Here is a 17,749-nt window from a genome sequence, read left to right on the forward strand (position 1 = left end):
CTATGTTACCCTCCTTCCCCTTTTTCCCCCTTCACGGTCACTTAAACTACCATAACTCGACGATTCCAATGGTGAATTCGCATCTCATAGCCTATTTCATTTAGCACAAGGATAAATATAATTATAGAGAGAGAGTTCAATTGTAGGAGAGTGGGGTCGATTTATGTCGGTTGGAAAAGTGATTTATTATCACCGCAGGAAGCAGAATAAGACCCAGGAACAGCTTTGCCATGGCATTTGCTCGGTGACACACTTAAGTAAAATTGAAAACAATGTAAAGGAAGCCAATCCGAAAACACTGCAAATGTTATGTGACAGATTGCAGATTTCACTAGAAGTTGAAATCAAAAATAGCCAAAAACTACGACAGAAGCTAGATATATTTTACGAGACGATGGAAAGGCACCACCAAGAGAAAGCAACCATTCTATATAAAGAATTACTGCAAGAAAAAGAATATATCCACTGTACGGACATGGTTTATTTATACGAGTTATATAAGCTGCGCTTTTTTTTGCTATTGAATGACTTTTCAACCTTTGAAAAGTCTTCGGCAGGCATTCATCGCTATGTGTCAAAGTTTTCTCTCTTTGAAGAGTATGTATGGGATCTTCTTCAGGGCATTTATTATGGAAAAGTGGAACAATTTCCGCAAGCTTTCCTCTATCTTTCACGTGTCGAAGAGCAGGCAGAGCAATATGAAACCAAGATTACGGAATACTATTATTTTCGGGCCGCCTTGCACGGCCATTTATGCCACTATTCTTTATCGATCCATTACGCCTATAAAGCCTTGCGAGTTTTTCAAAATACCAACAACTTTTTGCGGATTGTTTATGTCAAAATGATTCTAGCCGTGAATTTTATCAATATCGGTGAATTTGAAAAAGGCAAAGAAATACTGGAGCAAATTTTAAATGATACGGACATCCTTCCGGATAAAGAAACAAAAGAGCTTTCCTTACATAATCTTGGTTTTTTGCATTACCGACAAGGAAAAATCGAAGAATCACTAGACTACTACTTTCAAGCGCTTCATTACAAAGAGAAAAACTCAGCTTCTTCCTATATTACAATTTCCTCTCTGGCAGAGGCATTGATTGCGGATGGTCAAAACGAAAAAGCGTTGGAAATTTTAAAAGGGGCATTAGAGTCGATTCAAGATCAAAAATCCCCACGTTATATTGAGTTAAAAATTCTTTATTTGGAGGCAGCTGGTTCCCAAAAAGCTTTGATTACCTATTTAATCAACCAGGGACTGTCCATTATTGAAAATCATCTGTCCACAGATCGCGGAAGTAAATATCTCCAGCTCATTGCTGCTTACTATGAAGAAAAACAGGATTACGCTTCGGCCAATCATTATCTTCATATCGCCAACCAGCACCTGAAGAATCAATTGTTCCATATTGGGTCACCCGTTGAATTAAAAAATGCGAATGTACGATAGATTGACACGACAATTGCCCGCCGCAATTGTCTTTTTTTGTCGAGTCGATCAAATTGTCCCAAGTTGATGGATTAAAATTGCTAGGATTTAAACCCCTTTCTTTTAAAAATAGCATCGAAAGTCCCGCTTCCATCCCCCCATAAAAATAGGAATTTTCCCGATAAACAGTCTAGTAAAATCACTCTATACTTTTTAACTAGATAGACCATTTCTTTAAGGAGGAGTATCAATTCTAGTAAACAAAAAAATTATCAGAAGAGGGGAATGTGAAAAATGAGGAAGCCAACCTTTAAGAAATATTTTGCGGCGATGATGACCACTGCTCTCATAGCCGTTCCAACAATTCAGGCGTTTGCTGATGACTCGCCTAAGAGTCTCTTACCTAAGACAACTGCGGATGTACCCGCCTTGAATGTGTTAGCAAATAAGGACAAGCATGTGATTACGCTGATTACCGGCGATGTTGTCACGGTGACAGAACTAGCAGATGGAAAAAGTGTCATTAGTGTGGCACCGGCTGATCCTGCACAAAGTGGAGCGCGGATCCTGACCATTGCCAAGGATACATATGTAATCCCAGATCAAGCAATGCCCTATTTAGCTTCCGGTTTTTTAGATAAAGATTTATTTAATGTCACATCCCTTATTTCAGACGGCTATGATGATGCCAGCCAAAACACATTGCCTGTCATCGTTCAATATGCACAATCGAAAACGAAGTCATCCGCATCCAAACCGATCCCGAAAGGTTCTAAGAAAACGCATGAACTTGAGAGCATTCACGGGGCAGCACTTTCGGCAGATAAAAAGGAAGCCAAAAAGTTCTGGCAAGACATTACGAAAAATCCTCAGCCATCTAAGACCGAAAAGGCAGTCTTGGCCCCAGGAATTGAGAAGATCTGGCTAGATGGCAAAGTTGAAGCCACACTCGCACAAAGTGTCCCACAGATTGGAGCACCTACTGCTTGGAATGCCGGTTACGATGGAAAAGGCGTTAAGGTAGCTGTCCTTGACACAGGTATCGATACAGAGCATCCCGATGTAGCAGGTCAGTTGGAAGAAGCCGTGAGTTTTGTTCCAGGTGAAGATGCGCTCGACCATCATGCACACGGTACCCATGTAGCTTCTACTGTACTTGGAACAGGAGCAGCATCTGGAGGTCTCAACAAAGGGGTAGCTCCAGGAGCACGCCTCCTAGTAGGAAAAGTGCTTAGTAATGAAGGCTTCGGTCAGGATTCTTGGATTATCGATGGAATGGAATGGGCTGCACACAAAGCCAAAATCGTCAGCATGAGTTTGGGAAGCAGTGAGTCAAGTGATGGCACTGATCCGATGGCTCAAGCCGTCAATAACCTAAGTGAAGAAACAGGTTCCCTGTTTGTTATCGCTGCCGGGAACACTGGTGCTGAAGGCATTGGCTCACCAGGAGCGGCAGATTCTGCCCTTACAGTTGGTGCGGTTGATAAATCTGATAATCTTGCTTGGTTCTCCTCTAAGGGACCACGGTTTGGCAGTTCGGGATTAAAGCCTGATCTAACCGCACCTGGTGTAGGAATTAAAGCGGCTCGCTCTCAATATACTGCACAAGGCAGCGGCGATTATTTGACGATGGACGGTACGTCAATGGCCACACCACATGTGGCTGGAGCAGCAGCGATTCTCTCCCAGCGTCATCCAGATTGGAACGGGGCTGAACTGAAAGATGCACTGATGAGTACAACAAAGAAACTCTACGATATTAAACCATTTGAGGGTGGAACCGGACGCCTTGATGTGGCAGCCGCCACATTGGGTACAGTTCGTGCAACTGGATCATTGGATTTTGGCTTCTATGACTGGCCGCATGAAGGAGATGTCCCTGTAGAGAAGACCATTACGTATACGAACGATAGCGATAAGGAAGTAACACTGGATCTGTCCGCAAACTTTACGGATGGTGATGGTTCAGATGCCCCTGCTGGATTGCTAAAGCTTTCAACAGACAAAGTGACCGTTCCTGCACATGGGAGTACAAAAGTAACTGTAACCCTTGACCCGCAGTTTGGCGCTCTTGGTGCCCGCTATCAAGGACAGATCTCAGCCAATTTAGAAGGTAAGACCGTTGCCCATACTGCCTTAGGTATGATCAAAGAAGAGGAAAAGTATCCACTAACCATCAAAGCTATCGACCGTGACGGTTCCCCTGCTCTTGCTTACATCAATGTCCCAGGTCCGAATGGAGATCCGCAGTTTATCGCTGTCGATGGAACAAAGGAATTACGACTGGTGCCTGACACCTATTCCGTGATGTCCTTGATGGATGTCGATGCTGATACGGATCACGCCGGGGTTGCACTTGTCGGTGACCCTGAAGTTAAGCTAGATGGACCAAAAACAGTTGAACTTGATGCCCGGAAAGCAAATGAAATCACAGCGAAAGTGCCAAATGAAAGTGAACCAACTTTCCGAAAAATGGAATACTTCCGTACGATTAATGGGAACCCCGTCAATGACCTCTACCTCCTGCCTGTTTGGACCGATAAGATGTACGCTGTTCCAACCAAAGCAGTAAAAGATGGAGAGTTCACAATTAACACACGCTGGCGCCTGACAGAACCAGTATTGACGATAAACTTCCGCGGCCAAGTATTAGATGATATTCCTCAGGTAGGAAGCACACTCTTTAAAGGACATGATGTGTTGGATGCTGTTTATGCTGGCAAAGGTGCACCAGAAGATTACACTGGTCTAAATGTGAAGGATAAAGCAGTAATTGTTGAACGCAGTGATGAAGTATCAGGGGTGAAGCGTGCAACAGCCGCGACTGCAGCTGGAGCGAAATTGTTAATTACCGTAAACGATGGACCAAAAGAATTAAGTGAATGGTCTGGGACCGAAGAGTATACGGAAGTTCCAATTGCGGTAGCAGCTATTAGTGGAACAGACGGTGCAGAGTTGATTAAGGCTGCTCGTTCTGGAAATGCGAAACTAAACGTTAATGGAAATCCTGATAGTGATTACGTATATGATTTGATCGACAACCACGATCATGCCATTCCAGAAGATGTAACCTATGCACCTAAACCTAAGGATCTTGTAAAAATTAATACCCAGTATAAATCCGACCGCGAAGCATCAGGCGGGGAGTTCCGCTGGGATATTCCTGCATACCGCCCAAATGGCGTAGGATTTACGCAGACTTTATCCCTGCCATCGGTACGAACAGAATGGGTGTCGGCTCAAGAAGGCACATCTTGGTACCATCAAGCAAGCGTGCTTGATGCAGAGTGGGAAGTACGTCAGCCAGTGACAAAATATAAACCAGGCCAGAATTTAGAGGAAGAATGGTTTTCTCCAGTGGTTCGACCGCGCTTAGGTGCTGGTTTCTGGGTACCATATCGTACAAATAACAGCTTTACGTTCAATATTCCTGCGTTTGCTGATTCAGGATTAGGGCACACGGGAACAGACACAGAATATCCAGGACCACAAACACTTAAGTTTTATCAGGGTGATACGCTTGTGAAGGAAGCAAAAGGACAGGCACTATACTCTTTTAAGGAGCACCCAACTGAAAATACCCAGTACCGATTAGTCAGTGATGTTTCCCGCGATCCGGAACGCTGGGATACTTCCGTTCGTACACATACCGAGTGGACATTCTGGTCCAAGAAGCAAGAAGAATGGAAGACAAATTTACCTCTGCTTTCGCTAGATTATAAGGTAGCTACTGACATGAACGGGAATTCGAAGGCAGGACGCACTATTCAGCTAGGTTTAAGTGCAGTTCAAATCCCTGGCGCACCAGAAAACGGCAAAGTGAACGGTGCTACTCTAGAAGTTTCTTTTGACGAAGGCCAATCGTGGAAAAAGGTAGAGTTGGTTCGTGAAGCTGATGGCTGGATAGCTGACATTACCCATCCAAAAACACCTGGAAGCTACGTCTCCCTCCGTGCCAGCGCCTGGGATGATGCAGGTAATAGCATTAGACAGGAAGTTATTAAGGCCTATGGGTTAAAGTAATATNNATATATTTAAAAGGTATCCTATGAATTTTCGAATAGGATGCCTTTTTTATTTAGATGGCTTACTGGCAACAGTAAGTAAGCTCTTTAGGAAATGTGGTCACTAAACAACCTACATTCGACTAAATAACATATAGTCTATCTAATCAAAAGTTTGATTAAAACAGCATAAATTATGTATTTGTAAGGAATTCTCATGCTAAGAGTAGAGGGAAATAGTCGAAATACGCGAAAATATTTCGCAGGAAATATCCTATATTTCCTCATAATTAGATGGGCCTGGTTGAAATTCGCCCCTATTTCTCCAAATACTTTCATAAATACACAAATTATTCATAAAATCAGCACGATAACCACTTGTATTTTAATATTTTCTTTGATTATATTATTGTGGGAATATTTTTCCTTCGTTGAATTTTTGAACATTTTTATATATTCTAGCATAGGTGGGTAACAACTATGGTATTTGACGGCATCCTCTTTTCATTAATAGTAGGTTTCCTGCGAAAAGGGAATTTACGTGCACTAGCTCAGTTAAAGCTCAAATGGGGCTGGATTTTCCCACTCCTATTAGTTGTTGAATTAGCAGTATTTATGCTCCAAAATGATATTAAATCTTTAGGACAAATCAGCGGATCAATCTACATAGTAGTATATGTACTCGGTTTACTATTTTTATTTATAAACCGCAAGGACCCAGGCTTTATTCTAATATTAATCGGTGTATTCCTGAACTTTTTAGTAATCGCTGTCAATGGCGGCAGGATGCCAGTTTCGATGGAAGCAGCATCCGTTTTAGAACCTAGGTATGTCGAAACCCTCAAACAAACTTTGTATGCTAAACATCAAATGTTAACAAGTTCTACTAACCTCGGATTTTTGGGAGATATTATTCCTCTATCCAATCCATATCCACGGACCCAGATCATTAGTATCGGCGATGTGATTATGAATATTGGCATTTTTATTTACATCCAATTCCTCATGCTAAAACATCCTGCTGCAAAAAAGAGTGTAGAAACCTCCGTTATTATTAAAGGAGGTGAAATAAATGAAAAGTGAAAAACGTGATGGAATCAAATTAACTAGTGTTTTAGTAAATGCTATCATTCTAGCATCTATGATTATTGCTTTAACATCTGGTTGGAAACTAATATAATTAAACGTAAAGGGAGAAACCTGCTGTCTATTTTGACTTCTCCCTTTAAATATTTAAGATAAGAGTGATAGGAAAATGGATAGAATAATAAAACCAGCTAATCTTTATTTAATAATTGTCTCCATTATCGGATGCTTTTTCTTTTTGGTATCTAACCATTTCAATTTTAATTCAACCTCTGAAACTGTGATTAAATTTTCCTTTATTGGTGCAATTCTACTTCTCAACCATTATACGATTCCGATTCCCCCCGAAGGAAATTCAACGTCAATGGATTCTTCGATTTACATGGCGAGTATTTTCCTATTTGGCTTAAGCTTTACCTTAGATATCTTAATTATTAACTCCATCATNNTTTATGCGGTTTACCAAAAGAAAGTAGCTTGGTGGAAGCATCTATTTAACTTTGCAATTTACTGTATGATGGTTACTTTTTCCTATCATCTTTTTATTCTGCTTGGCGGCAGAGTCGGCGAGATTTTTACCAATAATCTATTCCCGTACATACTTTCATTAAGTTCCTATTTTATTCTTAATATACTATTTATCGGGATTTATTTCTTTTTGTTACATAAGGATAAAATCACTAATATCTTTTCTGGTATGTTAAAAGATAAGTCCTTTTTAGTTAGTTATTTAACGACCTTATTAATGTCCATTGTTTTTGGAATATTAATCTTCAGTAAAAATATGTTTGGTCTTTTCTTATTTGTTTGTATTGCCATTCTTTTATCAGTCGCCTTTAATCAACATTTCCGTTTGTTTCAGGAAACCCTTGATAAAGCCAACAAAGATACACTGACCGGTCTTAATAACCACGGGTACTTTAAAGAAATATTGGAAAAAGAAGTAACTGCTGCGAAGGAAAATGATCAGCCTTTGTGTGTGGTCATCATGGACATTGATGATTTTAAAAAGTACAACGATCTGTACGGGCATATTCAAGGGGATCATCTGCTCCAAGAATTTGGTTCCCTTTTGAAAGCCAGTTCTGATGCAGCAAACTATATCGTTGCCCGCTATGGCGGTGAAGAGTTTTCAATCATCATGCCCAATACCAACCGAAAGACTGCTTATTCGTTCATGAATGAATTGAGGAAGAAAGTAAATGACACCCACTATAAAGGCGTGGAAGGTCTCCCCTATGGCTGCTTGTCCTTTTCATCGGGGATTGCTGAATGTGAAAAAGAAACCTACAGTATTTCTGAACTTCTTAATAAAGCAGACCAAGCGATGTATGCAGCGAAAAACCAAGGAAAAAACCTTGTCCAGATTTACAATGGGCATTCGGAATACACCGTACAACGATCTCTTTCGCTTGAAAAAGAACTAGAGGAGGCAGAATTCCAATTAAAAATCTTCCTTTCCAAGGATGTTTACACCTATCGCCATAGCAAGCGCGTCTACCAATATGCGGTCGATTTCTCACGAATGCTTAATCTAAGTGCCCATGAGCGCAAAACATTGATTCTCGGGGCGCTTGTCCATGACATTGGAAAAATTGAAATCCCGCGTGATATTTTAAATAAAAAAGAGAGTCTCGACCCTCACGAATGGGAATTTATGAAAAAACACGTAACCTATGGAAAAGATATCATTTCAACCAATAAGAAATTAGAAGATTTGATTCCACTCGTTGAACTTCATCATGAGCGATATGATGGGAATGGCTATCCATATGGGCTAGCGGGAAAATCGATCCCGAAACTGGCGCGAATTCTCTGCGTGATCGATTCCTTTGATGCAATGACGACAGAACGGCCCTATCAAAAAACAAAAACCTTTCAAGAAGCAATCGCCGAGTTACGCCACTGTTCAGGAAAACAATTTGATCCTCAATTCATCGAACCATTTATTGCGATGATCAAGGAGTTCGAAAGCTCGGGGGATGAACAGCACAAAGAGGTTGCCGCAAGTATCGTGAATTAGAAACCTAAGCCAGGCTATATGCCTGTTTTTTTTATATAAATCCGTCCGACTCCTCTATGGTATGATGGTAATAAATTGATAAAGGAGCTGACTGCCGTGATTCAATATGAATGCCTCCACCATGTGAGCCTAACGGTGACCAATTTAGAAAAAGCCAAGCATTTTTATAGCAACGTCCTATGTTTAAAAGAAATCCAGCGCCCGAATTTTGATTTTCCTGGTGCCTGGTATGAAATAGAGGGACAACAGCTCCATCTCATCGTTCTTCCGACATCCCAAACCATTCGCCAAGATAAACGCCTGAGCAGCCGCGAAGGCCATTTTGCTCTTCGAGTGAAAGATTACGATGCTACGTTGAATTGGTTGAAAAGTAAGGAAGTTGAACTATTAGAAAAAACCAAGAGCATGAGCGGTTTTGCACAAATCTTCTGTGCCGACCCAGATGGAAATCTCATTGAACTAAACGTCGAACAAACAGACCTATAGGAAAGCCAAAAAGGAGAAGCGTGTGAACACTTCTCCCCTTTTATTTATTCTATAAAAATCATTATCCCCCAAGTAACGATAAGTAACGAAAGTAAATAGCCGAAGTCTTTCGCTGCTAGTTTAGTTGTTTGGTAATAAGTTCTATCCCTTGTACCCGTAAAACCACGCGCCTCCATGGCAATTGCTATTCGTTCTGATTTTCTTATCCCTTGCGTAAACAGTGGCAAAGCGTACCTCATAAACGCTTTCCAACTATTTTTTTGATTGTAACCTCTGACTTTATGAGCCATTTTCATTTGGGTTAGTTCAGATTGGAAGAGTGGGATAAAGCGGAACCCAGCTAGTAATCCATACGCCCATTTCGGTGAAAGTTTACATTGATGAATGAAACTCATGATGAGCAACGTGATGTCTGTGGTAGAGGTAAATAACAATCCATACGTGACAAACGCTAACATCCTTAATGCGATTGTTAAGCCATGATTCATACTCTCCATCGTGATATGGAACCAAGCCCATTTCCAAATTGTCTCTTCTCCTTCTCCAAATGCCGCCATCATCCAAAATACAAGAATAAAAAAAACGATATAAGGGAGAAGTCTTTTTAAAAGGTAAGAAATCTTCCATCCACCTAAAAAAATACCGATGAAGACACCAAGGAACCAAATCAAAAACGTCAGCTTTGGATTGGTGATCGTCATTAACAGAAACATAACGATCAAATGAGCAAACAGCTTACAAGCAGGATTGAGCGCAGCAAGGAAGGAATCGTTCGCCTTCATACCAAAACCCCCTCCTTTCGTGCATGCAACAATTGGTAATGTAGTGGGGGAATTAACGCACTTTCACGTAAAAGACTTGGCTCTGAAAATAAACCATAGGGTGTCCCTTGATAGGATACTCTTCCCTTGTTAAAGTGAATGACTTGATCAGAATAACGATCCACTACATCCATATCATGTGTTACCATGACGATCGTTGTTCCCTGCTCCTGCCTTTTCTTTAAACGCTGAATCAGTTCTTTCGCTGTTTTTTCATCCTGACCAAATGTTGGTTCATCAAGCAATAGTAAAGCTTGATCAAACAATAACATCGTCGCCACACTTAACCGCCGCTTCTGCCCCAAACTTAGCGAATATGGGTGTGCATCTTGATACGATTCTAATCCAAACTCCTGTAACAACTCGATGGTTTTCATATGAATCAACTCTTCAGGCCAATTCCGTTGCCGGCCGCCAAAAGCAACTTCATCAAATACCGTGTCGGTAATGAATTGATGTTCAGGATTTTGAAAAACAAAGCCAGCTTGTTCATATAATTGACGGTCTGGCCATTTTTTTAATTCCTTATCTTGAAAGTAAATTTTTCCTTTCTTTAGCAGCTCCAAACGGTTTAGACTTTTTAAAAAGGTACTTTTCCCACTTCCATTTCCACCGACGATGGAAATCCATTCCCCTTTATGGATTTTTACATCTATATCACTTACAACGGTCTTCTTCCCATAGCCAATTTCAACATGTTCGGTGCGGAGTAAAACATCGCCTTGAAAGCCCGGTTTCGTTTTTATCCTATTAATAAGTTTAATAGATAGAAGGTGCGAAGGATTTTGAACGACCTCCTCCCATTTGTAAGGAAACAACTTAGGACGCCAAATCCCCGCTTCTTTTATTTGTTGATTAAATTGGAGCAGCATCTCTTTTGGTTTCCCATCCCCAATAATTCTTCCTCGCTCATTCAGGATAATGACTCGGTCCATCCATTCGATGCAGCCGTCTAAGACATGTTCGACAAATACCATCGTATGGTTGGTTTTTTCGGCTAAATGCCTCAATAAACCAAAGATCTCATTTCGCCCTTTAGGGTCGAGCTGAGCGGTTGGTTCATCAAAGAAGAGGACTTCTGGTTCTAATGCAAGTAAACATGCTAATGCCAGTCGTTGTTTCATCCCGCCTGATAGCGTTTCAATCGGTGTTTTTTTATCTACCATTAGACCTACTTTATCCATTAAGTCAGCAATCATTGGGTCCATTTCGTTTCGGGGAATCGAACGATTTTCGAGACTAAAGGCAATTTCTTCATCGACGTGAAGCATACAAAATTGGGAATCAGGATCTTGAAACATAACCCCTGCATTTTTCCGGCAGCATACCTCACCACTTAGCTCTGCCTCCAAATGCTCAGGGATGATCCCTGCAAGAGTGGAAACCAATGTAGATTTCCCACTCCCATTCGGCCCTAATATTAATACTTTCTCCCCTTGATTGATTGACAAGGTAATATTACTGAGGATTTCTTCAGTGCGATTATAAAAACGAACGGAAAGATCCTTACATCCCAGAAACATTGACGTTTTCCCTTTTCCTTTTTTCCTTCATCAATTCATATTGTTCTAACACACCTGTTTTTGCGAGTGTATCGACAACGACCTTTGCTAATCCACCACCGAGAATGATTCCGCTGATGACATGAATTCCTAGGGTAATGAAAAACACTTCCGTCGTGTAAAATCCAAAACCGTTGGCGATTAAGTTATAAATCATACTGCCAATCGCTGCAAAAGCACCAGATAGCATTAAAGTAAAAAGGTTGTAGCGTTTATATCCAAAAAGGGCGAAGGCAATTTCTGATCCAATCCCTTGAAAGACACCGACTAAAAGGGCGGACAGTCCAAAATGACTTCCTGTTAAGAGCTCGACTGCGGCCGCTGCCACCTCTGCAATAAACGCCGCTCCCGGTTTTCTGATAATATACGCGACTATTGGACTAGCAATCACCCAAATGCCAAACATAAAACCTGCGCCCACCGGCCCGACAAGAGCGGAAATAGGAATCCAGAGTGTCGACCACCCTAAATAGATCACTCCACACGCCACTGCCAGAATGACAGCAAGTACGACTTCTTTCATCTTCCATGTCTTCATTTCACTGCCTCCATTTTCACAGGCCATTCTTCGAGTCTATAAGCCATATCCCAAAACATATATTCAAGCTGACAACTGAGTAAGAAATGCTCCTTCATCTTTTCCTTTTCTCTCTCCGTTGCTGTCTTTACCCACTCATCAAGACGGGCACAAAACTTTGTTGTAATCGAATCTGTACGATTTCCATAAAAACTGATCCAATCATAAAAAAGGTGAGAGCGATCGGGATTCACCTCAGATAATAACCTTTTCCCAATTTCCCAGTACGTCCACGGACAGGGCAGTAACACAGCTAAAATTTCCCCTAGTGTTCCTTCGTGTGCAACGGTAAGCATATGACGTGTGTAATGAAGGGCAGAGGGTGCTAACGAATAACCCTGTAATACCTCGTAGGGAACACCGGCTACTTGACAAAAGTTATGATGTGGATGGGTTTCACTGTTCAATATAAAGGAAATCTGCTGATTAAACATATCCATATCTTCCCGATTCTCACACTTGGAAACTGCTATACCATAGATTCGAATAAAGGAATTCAAATATTCAAAGTCCTGGTTAACATAATGAATCAATTGTTCCTTTTTTAATTCCCCATTGGCTATTCCTTGGACAAAAGGATGCTCAAAAATCGCCTCGAAAATAGGATCGGCTTCTCTTCTTAATTCTGCTGAAAAACTCATATATTTCTCCCCCTTATTGGTTTTTATGGGAAGACACTAAAGGGAGCGGCTAACTATTCCAACACGAAAAAACCGCTCCAAAAATGGAGCGGCAGAATAATTGTATTTATCCATACACAGACTCCACTTTCCTACGCTAGTATGAACTAGATCAGGTTCAAAGGGTCCAAGATTAATCTCGTCTCAGCCAAAAGTGGCTCCCCTAGTGGTCTTCCTATAAATTTAATCTTCACTCTACACCCACTGGTTAATGTTGTCAATCAATTACTATCCTAAGGATAAAAACAAACAAAACGTCCTATAGTTTAAGGAGAAACTTCACCAATTTTCCACTATATTTGTTTAACAACACCCTCACGTTCTAATCGACTAACCAATTTATAGAACCCCAATAAAATGAAAAGGAGAAAGGGATTGATAATCACCGAGTGATACAACTTCCACCAACCATAATGGAAATATCCCCATGGCTCCGGCAATAACGTGATGATCTCATAGAGAACGATTCCAACATTCCATGCTAAAAAAAATAAAATTTGTCTCCATAATGTGCTTTTTAAAGGATAGATATTTAAAAAAATAATATTAACGGGTGGGACTATACATAAATACACAGGCAGAGATCCAAAATCAATACCTTTGTTGAAGTACCAGTACCCGTGATATTTCAAACTGATAAATAAATCAAACATCAGTTGGAATAGCGATGTAAATAACCAAATCTGCAGCATCTCACTTCTGGTTAACCGTTTTTTTACTTTTAATGCAATGAGGTTAAATAGGATGACTGCTATAATAATCCCGACCATTTAGTTAACTCCTTAGGTATGAATACATTTAAAATTTCCATTTTTAGTAAAAAACATACCTATTTACGCCAAAAATTCCAATTAATTTCCAATTAATGTCGTAAGTTTCCTAAAACAGGTCATAAGAGTCCTAAAATATGTCATTAGGCTCATAAAATATGTCATAATTCTTCAAAAATATGTAATAAGTTCCTTAGATATGTTATTAGTAGCCGTCCATTTCGTTCAGCATCAAATTATACATACGGCCTAGAATATAAAAAAATACCCTCAATTACCATTTAAAAACTGTAAGAACTTTTCCCCCTACCCCCAAAATCTTTACATGACTACCTAAGTTTTTGGAGATGGTCATTTTTTGTCGAAAATTCCTTTCGCTATTGCGGGACATTATCTAAAATATCAATCTATTAAAATAGAACAACACTACACCTATAGGAGGAATCTATGTGAATCGAATTTTCAGGTGGATTGTTAGGTCCTTATTTGCCCCTGTCACTGGAAATGCTGGAGCGGTGGCAAGCACACTTGGTTTTTTCTTAGGGTTTTTGCCTTTAGATAGTTTACGAATCCCACTATTGGTGGTTCTCTCACTTTTGTTACGTCTAAATATCATCGCCTTATTCCTGGGAACGTTGATTCCTATTTTCATTCCGAAAATGAATCATTTACCCATCCTTGATTTAAGTCGATTAGAAAATACCTGGTTAATTTCGACCATAAAATCGAAAATACAACTTTCACAATCCATTGCACCTGCAGTCCTAGGAGGACTGATTGGTCTTGTTTGCTACTTTTTCTTCCATTGGTTTTACAATTTAGGTTTGAAAAAGAGAGAGAGAAATCAAGACCATGTTTTCCTTGATCCCGCCAAAAGACGCTGGTCCATTATCAAACGAATGGGTACAGGCTTTGCCGTTTTAATTATTTTAGTGTCGACAATTTTTATCGAAAGCCTGAATACCAACCCAGAATTTCCTGGTCTGCAACTGGATAACAGCGTAGCAAAGAGCGGAATTGAGCCAATTAATACAAGTTTCAATGAAGCTCAGCTCGCCACTCAGATACAAAAAACGACACCTTCCCTTGCTAATCAAAAACAGATTGGGCAATTGCACCAAAAACAAGAAGTTTATGGTTTTTACGTCGATTGGGACAAAAACAGCCACACATCTTTTAAAAAGAATATTGATTCAATTACCACATTAGTACCGGGGTGGATGCAGCTTACACATGGGCTTACCCTTAATACCAGCACGGACAAGTCGATTGTTAAACTGGCCAAAGCCCATAATATAAAGATTCTCCCTTTAGTGAATAATTTTACTAATAATAAATGGGATGGCGAAGTTCTTCACCGCTTATTTGCCACTCCTGGTGCGGAAGATCTTTTTATAAAAAAGATGCTGGACTATGTGAGAGCTAATGACTTTGACGGAATCAATATCGACTTTGAGGAAATCAATCCAAATGACAAAGTGAATTTCACACGATTTATCGGTAAAGCTTATGAGGCCTTTCATCAACACGGTCTCATGGTTACACTGGATGTTCCGCCGAACAACAATAGTTTTAACTATGCTGAACTAGCAACAAATGTGGATCGGATGATTGTCATGATATATGACCAGCACCATGCCATGAGTAAGCCTGGGCCTGTGGCACCAACTGACTGGGTTGAAGAGAACTTAAAACAGCTCAATATTCCTTCCGAAAAATTGATTGTAAGTTTGGGAAGTTTCGGGTACGACTGGGAAGAAAATTCCAATCTGCCCGCCAAAACAATGACGTTCGACGATATCATGAATTTAGGAATAGGCAACAACCTCCAAATCCATTGGAATAAACAAACAGGAAACCCTTATTTACGATACAAATTAAAGGGTAAAAACCATACCGTTTGGTTTTTAGATGGTGCTACCTTCTATAATCAAATGCAGACAGCAATTGATCATGGTTCGAAAGGAATTGCGGTTTGGCGCCTCGGTTCTGAAGATTCTTCCATCTGGAATTACCTGAATAAACCAAAGGAAGTAAACGATCCAACTAATGCCCTTAAAACCTTGGTCAGCCCTAAGCCTGTTCACTTTACAGGTGCTGGCGAGATTTTAAAAATTGCTTCTCAATCAGAAAATGGGAACAGAACGATTCACTTGGATGGACAAGGGATGATTCAAACTGAAACGTATGTTAAATTGCCAAAACCTATTGTGGTAGAGCGGTATGGTAAACCGTCATCAAAGGAAATTGTCCTTTCCTTTGATGACGGTCCGGATCCAACTTATACACCACAAATATTAGACATCTTGAAAAAGAACCATATAAAAGCAACCTTTTTTATCCTCGGTGAGAACGCGACGCAGCATCCCCAACTGGTGAAAAAGATGTTTGAAGATGGCCATGAAATTGGCAACCATACCTTTACCCATCCAAATATTGCATCGATCACACCAGATCAAACAAAGAGGGAGCTCAATGCAAATCAGCGCTTGTATCAAGAAATTACAGGTCATTCGATGACCCTTTTCCGTCCGCCATATGCTGCTGATGGGGAACCAAACACAAAGAGTGAACTGGAGCCAATTTGGCGAGCACAGAAGATGGGTTATACGACAGTCGCTGAATTAATTGACTCGGATGATTGGCAAGGACTTTCTAGCAATGAGATTCTCAAGCGGGTATTGAATCAACTGCCTGAAGGTAACGTAATTTTGATGCACGATGCCGGCGGTGACCGCTCTAACACGGTAAAAGCCTTGCCGATGATCATTAAAGAGCTCAAACAGCGCGGCTACACATTTACCACCATTGGAGATCTTATTGGAAAAAGTGATAGTCAAATTATGCCTGAAGCTAATCAGGACAACCCATATTTAGTCTATGACAGGGCTGTATTCAAGGTCCTCCAAGGCTGGCACCTAGGATTAAGCTTTCTCTTCTACTCAGCTATCGTGATCGGAATCCTGCGACTAGTTGTCTTTGTTTTTCTTTCAAGAAAACAAGTCAAAAGGTATAAAGAGACAGAAATCGATCCTAACTTTACCCCATTTGTCAGTGTCGTGATTGCTGCCTATAACGAGGAAAAAGTCATAGGCAAAACTGTCGATTCGATTTTAGCGAGCGATTACCCAGCTTTTGAAATCCTGATTATCGACGATGGATCAAAAGATGATACGGCAGCTGTCGTGCAAGAGACTTATGCAAACCATCCACTCGTCAGATTAATTAAAAAGACCAATGGAGGAAAATCTTCTGCTGTGAATCTTGGGTTTAAAGAAGCGAACGGGGAAATCGTGGTGGCACTTGATGCGGATACACTCATCGCTGATAATGCGATTTCATTGCTGGTGAACCATTTTAAAAATGAAAATGTCGCAGCCGTTTCAGGGAATGTAAAAGTCGGCAATAAGGGGAACCTCCTGACAAACTGGCAGCATATCGAATATGTGACCGGCTTTAACCTTGAGAGAAGAGCCTTCGCTGCCCTCAATTGCATTACCGTTGTACCTGGTGCCATTGGTGCCTGGAGAAAGACAGCGGTTGAAGAAGCCGGATACTTTCAAGAAGATACCCTCGCAGAGGATACGGATATCACGCTTACTCTGTTACGCCAGGGGAAAACGATTGAATTTGAAGAAAAGGCCTATGCCTATACAGAAGTTCCGGAAGATCTTAATAGTCTGGCAAAACAGCGTTACCGTTGGGTTTATGGGACCTTACAATGCTTATGGAAACATCGCGGCGCTTTATTCAATAAAAAGCATACCTCATTAGGTTTTGTCGCCCTTCCAAACATGTGGCTGTTCCAATATATTTATCAAACCATTTCGCCTATTGCAGATTTATTGTTCATTCTTGCCCTTTTTAACCCGCATCCTGAAAAAGCGGCGATTGGATTTATCCTATTTTACTTGCTGGATTTCTGTACTTCTCTCTATGCGTTTCGATTGGAAAAAGAAAGTCCAAAGCCGCTTGTATCATTGTTCCTACAACGAATCTTGTACAAACAGCTGATGACCTATGTGGTGGTAAAATCGATCTTCTCTGCCATCAAGGGTGTAACCGTTGGCTGGGGTAAATTAAAACGCAAAGGCAATGTAACGCAGGACACTTCTATTGTGAAGGTGAATGAAAATATGTAAGTTCGTTAAGGTCTTTCCCTTTGGGGGAAGGCCTTTTTTATACAAAAAAAGGGCACTTGTAGTGCTGTTTTTGAGTACCAATTTTATTAATCTTTAAGCTACTGATTAGAGGGTCCGTACTTATCAGTTTGGGGATCAGGTTACGTACCCCAGAGTCAAGTCCTGATTA

General features: G+C 40.6%; 11 protein-coding genes and 1 riboswitch. Of the genes, 6 read left to right on the top strand and 5 right to left on the bottom strand.

The features are described from left to right. Positions 1–163 precede the first annotated feature (163 nt). The 5 genes from V7659_RS07150 to V7659_RS07170 all read left to right on the top strand — a co-directional run bounded on the left by V7659_RS07150 (position 164) and on the right by V7659_RS07170 (position 9,028). Positions 164–1,450: a helix-turn-helix domain-containing protein gene (locus V7659_RS07150; protein ID WP_335452794.1), complete on the top strand. Its 1,287-nt coding sequence runs from the start codon at positions 164–166 to the stop codon at positions 1,448–1,450. A gap of 273 nt (positions 1,451–1,723) precedes the next feature. Next, positions 1,724–5,452: a S8 family serine peptidase gene (locus V7659_RS07155; RefSeq protein ID WP_335452797.1), complete on the top strand. Its 3,729-nt coding sequence runs from the start codon at positions 1,724–1,726 to the stop codon at positions 5,450–5,452. Positions 5,453–5,913: 461 nt separating this feature from the next. Next, complete coding sequence (locus V7659_RS07160) at positions 5,914–6,516, top strand: DUF5317 domain-containing protein (protein WP_335452800.1); 603 nt, start codon at positions 5,914–5,916, stop codon at positions 6,514–6,516. 787 nt (positions 6,517–7,303) lie between these two features. After that, positions 7,304–8,542 carry a bifunctional diguanylate cyclase/phosphohydrolase gene (locus V7659_RS07165; RefSeq protein WP_438825860.1) on the top strand — a complete coding sequence of 413 codons (1,239 nt, stop codon included), beginning with the start codon at positions 7,304–7,306 and terminating at the stop codon, positions 8,540–8,542. 96 nt (positions 8,543–8,638) lie between these two features. After that, positions 8,639–9,028 carry a VOC family protein gene (locus V7659_RS07170; RefSeq protein WP_335452834.1) on the top strand — a complete coding sequence of 130 codons (390 nt, stop codon included), beginning with the start codon at positions 8,639–8,641 and terminating at the stop codon, positions 9,026–9,028. A 44-nt stretch (positions 9,029–9,072) separates the two neighbouring features. On the opposite strand, the gene V7659_RS07175 is transcribed toward V7659_RS07170, so the two are convergent. The 5 genes from V7659_RS07175 to V7659_RS07195 all read right to left on the bottom strand — a co-directional run bounded on the left by V7659_RS07175 (position 9,073) and on the right by V7659_RS07195 (position 13,438). Beyond that, positions 9,073–9,810, bottom strand: coding sequence for an energy-coupling factor transporter transmembrane component T family protein (locus tag V7659_RS07175; RefSeq protein ID WP_335452809.1), 738 nt, complete (start codon positions 9,808–9,810; stop codon positions 9,073–9,075). Further along, positions 9,807–11,372, bottom strand: a complete 1,566-nt coding sequence (locus V7659_RS07180; RefSeq protein WP_335539049.1) for an ABC transporter ATP-binding protein — start codon at positions 11,370–11,372, stop codon at positions 9,807–9,809. The genes V7659_RS07175 and V7659_RS07180 overlap by 4 nt, the downstream gene beginning before the upstream one ends. Then, entirely contained in the window at positions 11,356–11,949 is a 594-nt protein-coding gene (locus V7659_RS07185) for an ECF transporter S component (RefSeq protein WP_335452814.1), read from the bottom strand. Before V7659_RS07185 ends, V7659_RS07180 begins: the two co-directional genes overlap by 17 nt. Further along, the gene (gene tenA / locus V7659_RS07190; RefSeq protein WP_335452817.1) at positions 11,946–12,629 is read right to left on the bottom strand and encodes a thiaminase II; all 684 of its coding nucleotides are present in this window, start codon (positions 12,627–12,629) and stop codon (positions 11,946–11,948) included. Before tenA ends, V7659_RS07185 begins: the two co-directional genes overlap by 4 nt. 111 nt (positions 12,630–12,740) lie before the next feature. After that, positions 12,741–12,843: riboswitch (TPP riboswitch) on the bottom strand. A gap of 118 nt (positions 12,844–12,961) precedes the next feature. Then, a complete protein-coding gene (locus V7659_RS07195; RefSeq protein WP_335452820.1) occupies positions 12,962–13,438 on the bottom strand; it encodes a hypothetical protein in 477 nt (158 codons plus the stop codon). 449 nt (positions 13,439–13,887) lie between these two features. On the opposite strand from V7659_RS07195, the gene V7659_RS07200 reads away from it, so the two are divergent. Continuing rightward, entirely contained in the window at positions 13,888–17,580 is a 3,693-nt protein-coding gene (locus V7659_RS07200; RefSeq protein ID WP_335452823.1) for a polysaccharide deacetylase family protein, read from the top strand. The last annotated feature ends 169 nt before the right edge of the window (positions 17,581–17,749 follow it).

The sequence above is a fragment of the Neobacillus drentensis genome, assembly GCF_036966985.1.
Classification (GTDB): Bacteria; Bacillota; Bacilli; order Bacillales; family Cytobacillaceae; genus Neobacillus; species Neobacillus drentensis_E.

Excerpts from the sequence above, each read along its gene's own strand:
- V7659_RS07150 (WP_335452794.1), top strand. The coding sequence starts at position 164 with ATGTCGGTTGGAAAAGTGATTTATTATCACCGCAGGAAGCAGAATAAG.
- V7659_RS07155 (WP_335452797.1), top strand. The coding sequence starts at position 1,724 with ATGAGGAAGCCAACCTTTAAGAAATATTTTGCGGCGATGATGACCACT.
- V7659_RS07160 (WP_335452800.1), top strand. The coding sequence starts at position 5,914 with ATGGTATTTGACGGCATCCTCTTTTCATTAATAGTAGGTTTCCTGCGA.
- V7659_RS07165 (WP_438825860.1), top strand. The coding sequence starts at position 7,304 with ATGTTTGGTCTTTTCTTATTTGTTTGTATTGCCATTCTTTTATCAGTC.
- V7659_RS07175 (WP_335452809.1), bottom strand. The coding sequence starts at position 9,810 with ATGAAGGCGAACGATTCCTTCCTTGCTGCGCTCAATCCTGCTTGTAAG.
- V7659_RS07180 (WP_335539049.1), bottom strand. The coding sequence starts at position 11,372 with ATGTTTCTGGGATGTAAGGATCTTTCCGTTCGTTTTTATAATCGCACT.
- V7659_RS07185 (WP_335452814.1), bottom strand. The coding sequence starts at position 11,949 with ATGAAGACATGGAAGATGAAAGAAGTCGTACTTGCTGTCATTCTGGCA.
- tenA (WP_335452817.1), bottom strand. The coding sequence starts at position 12,629 with ATGAGTTTTTCAGCAGAATTAAGAAGAGAAGCCGATCCTATTTTCGAG.
- V7659_RS07195 (WP_335452820.1), bottom strand. The coding sequence starts at position 13,438 with ATGGTCGGGATTATTATAGCAGTCATCCTATTTAACCTCATTGCATTA.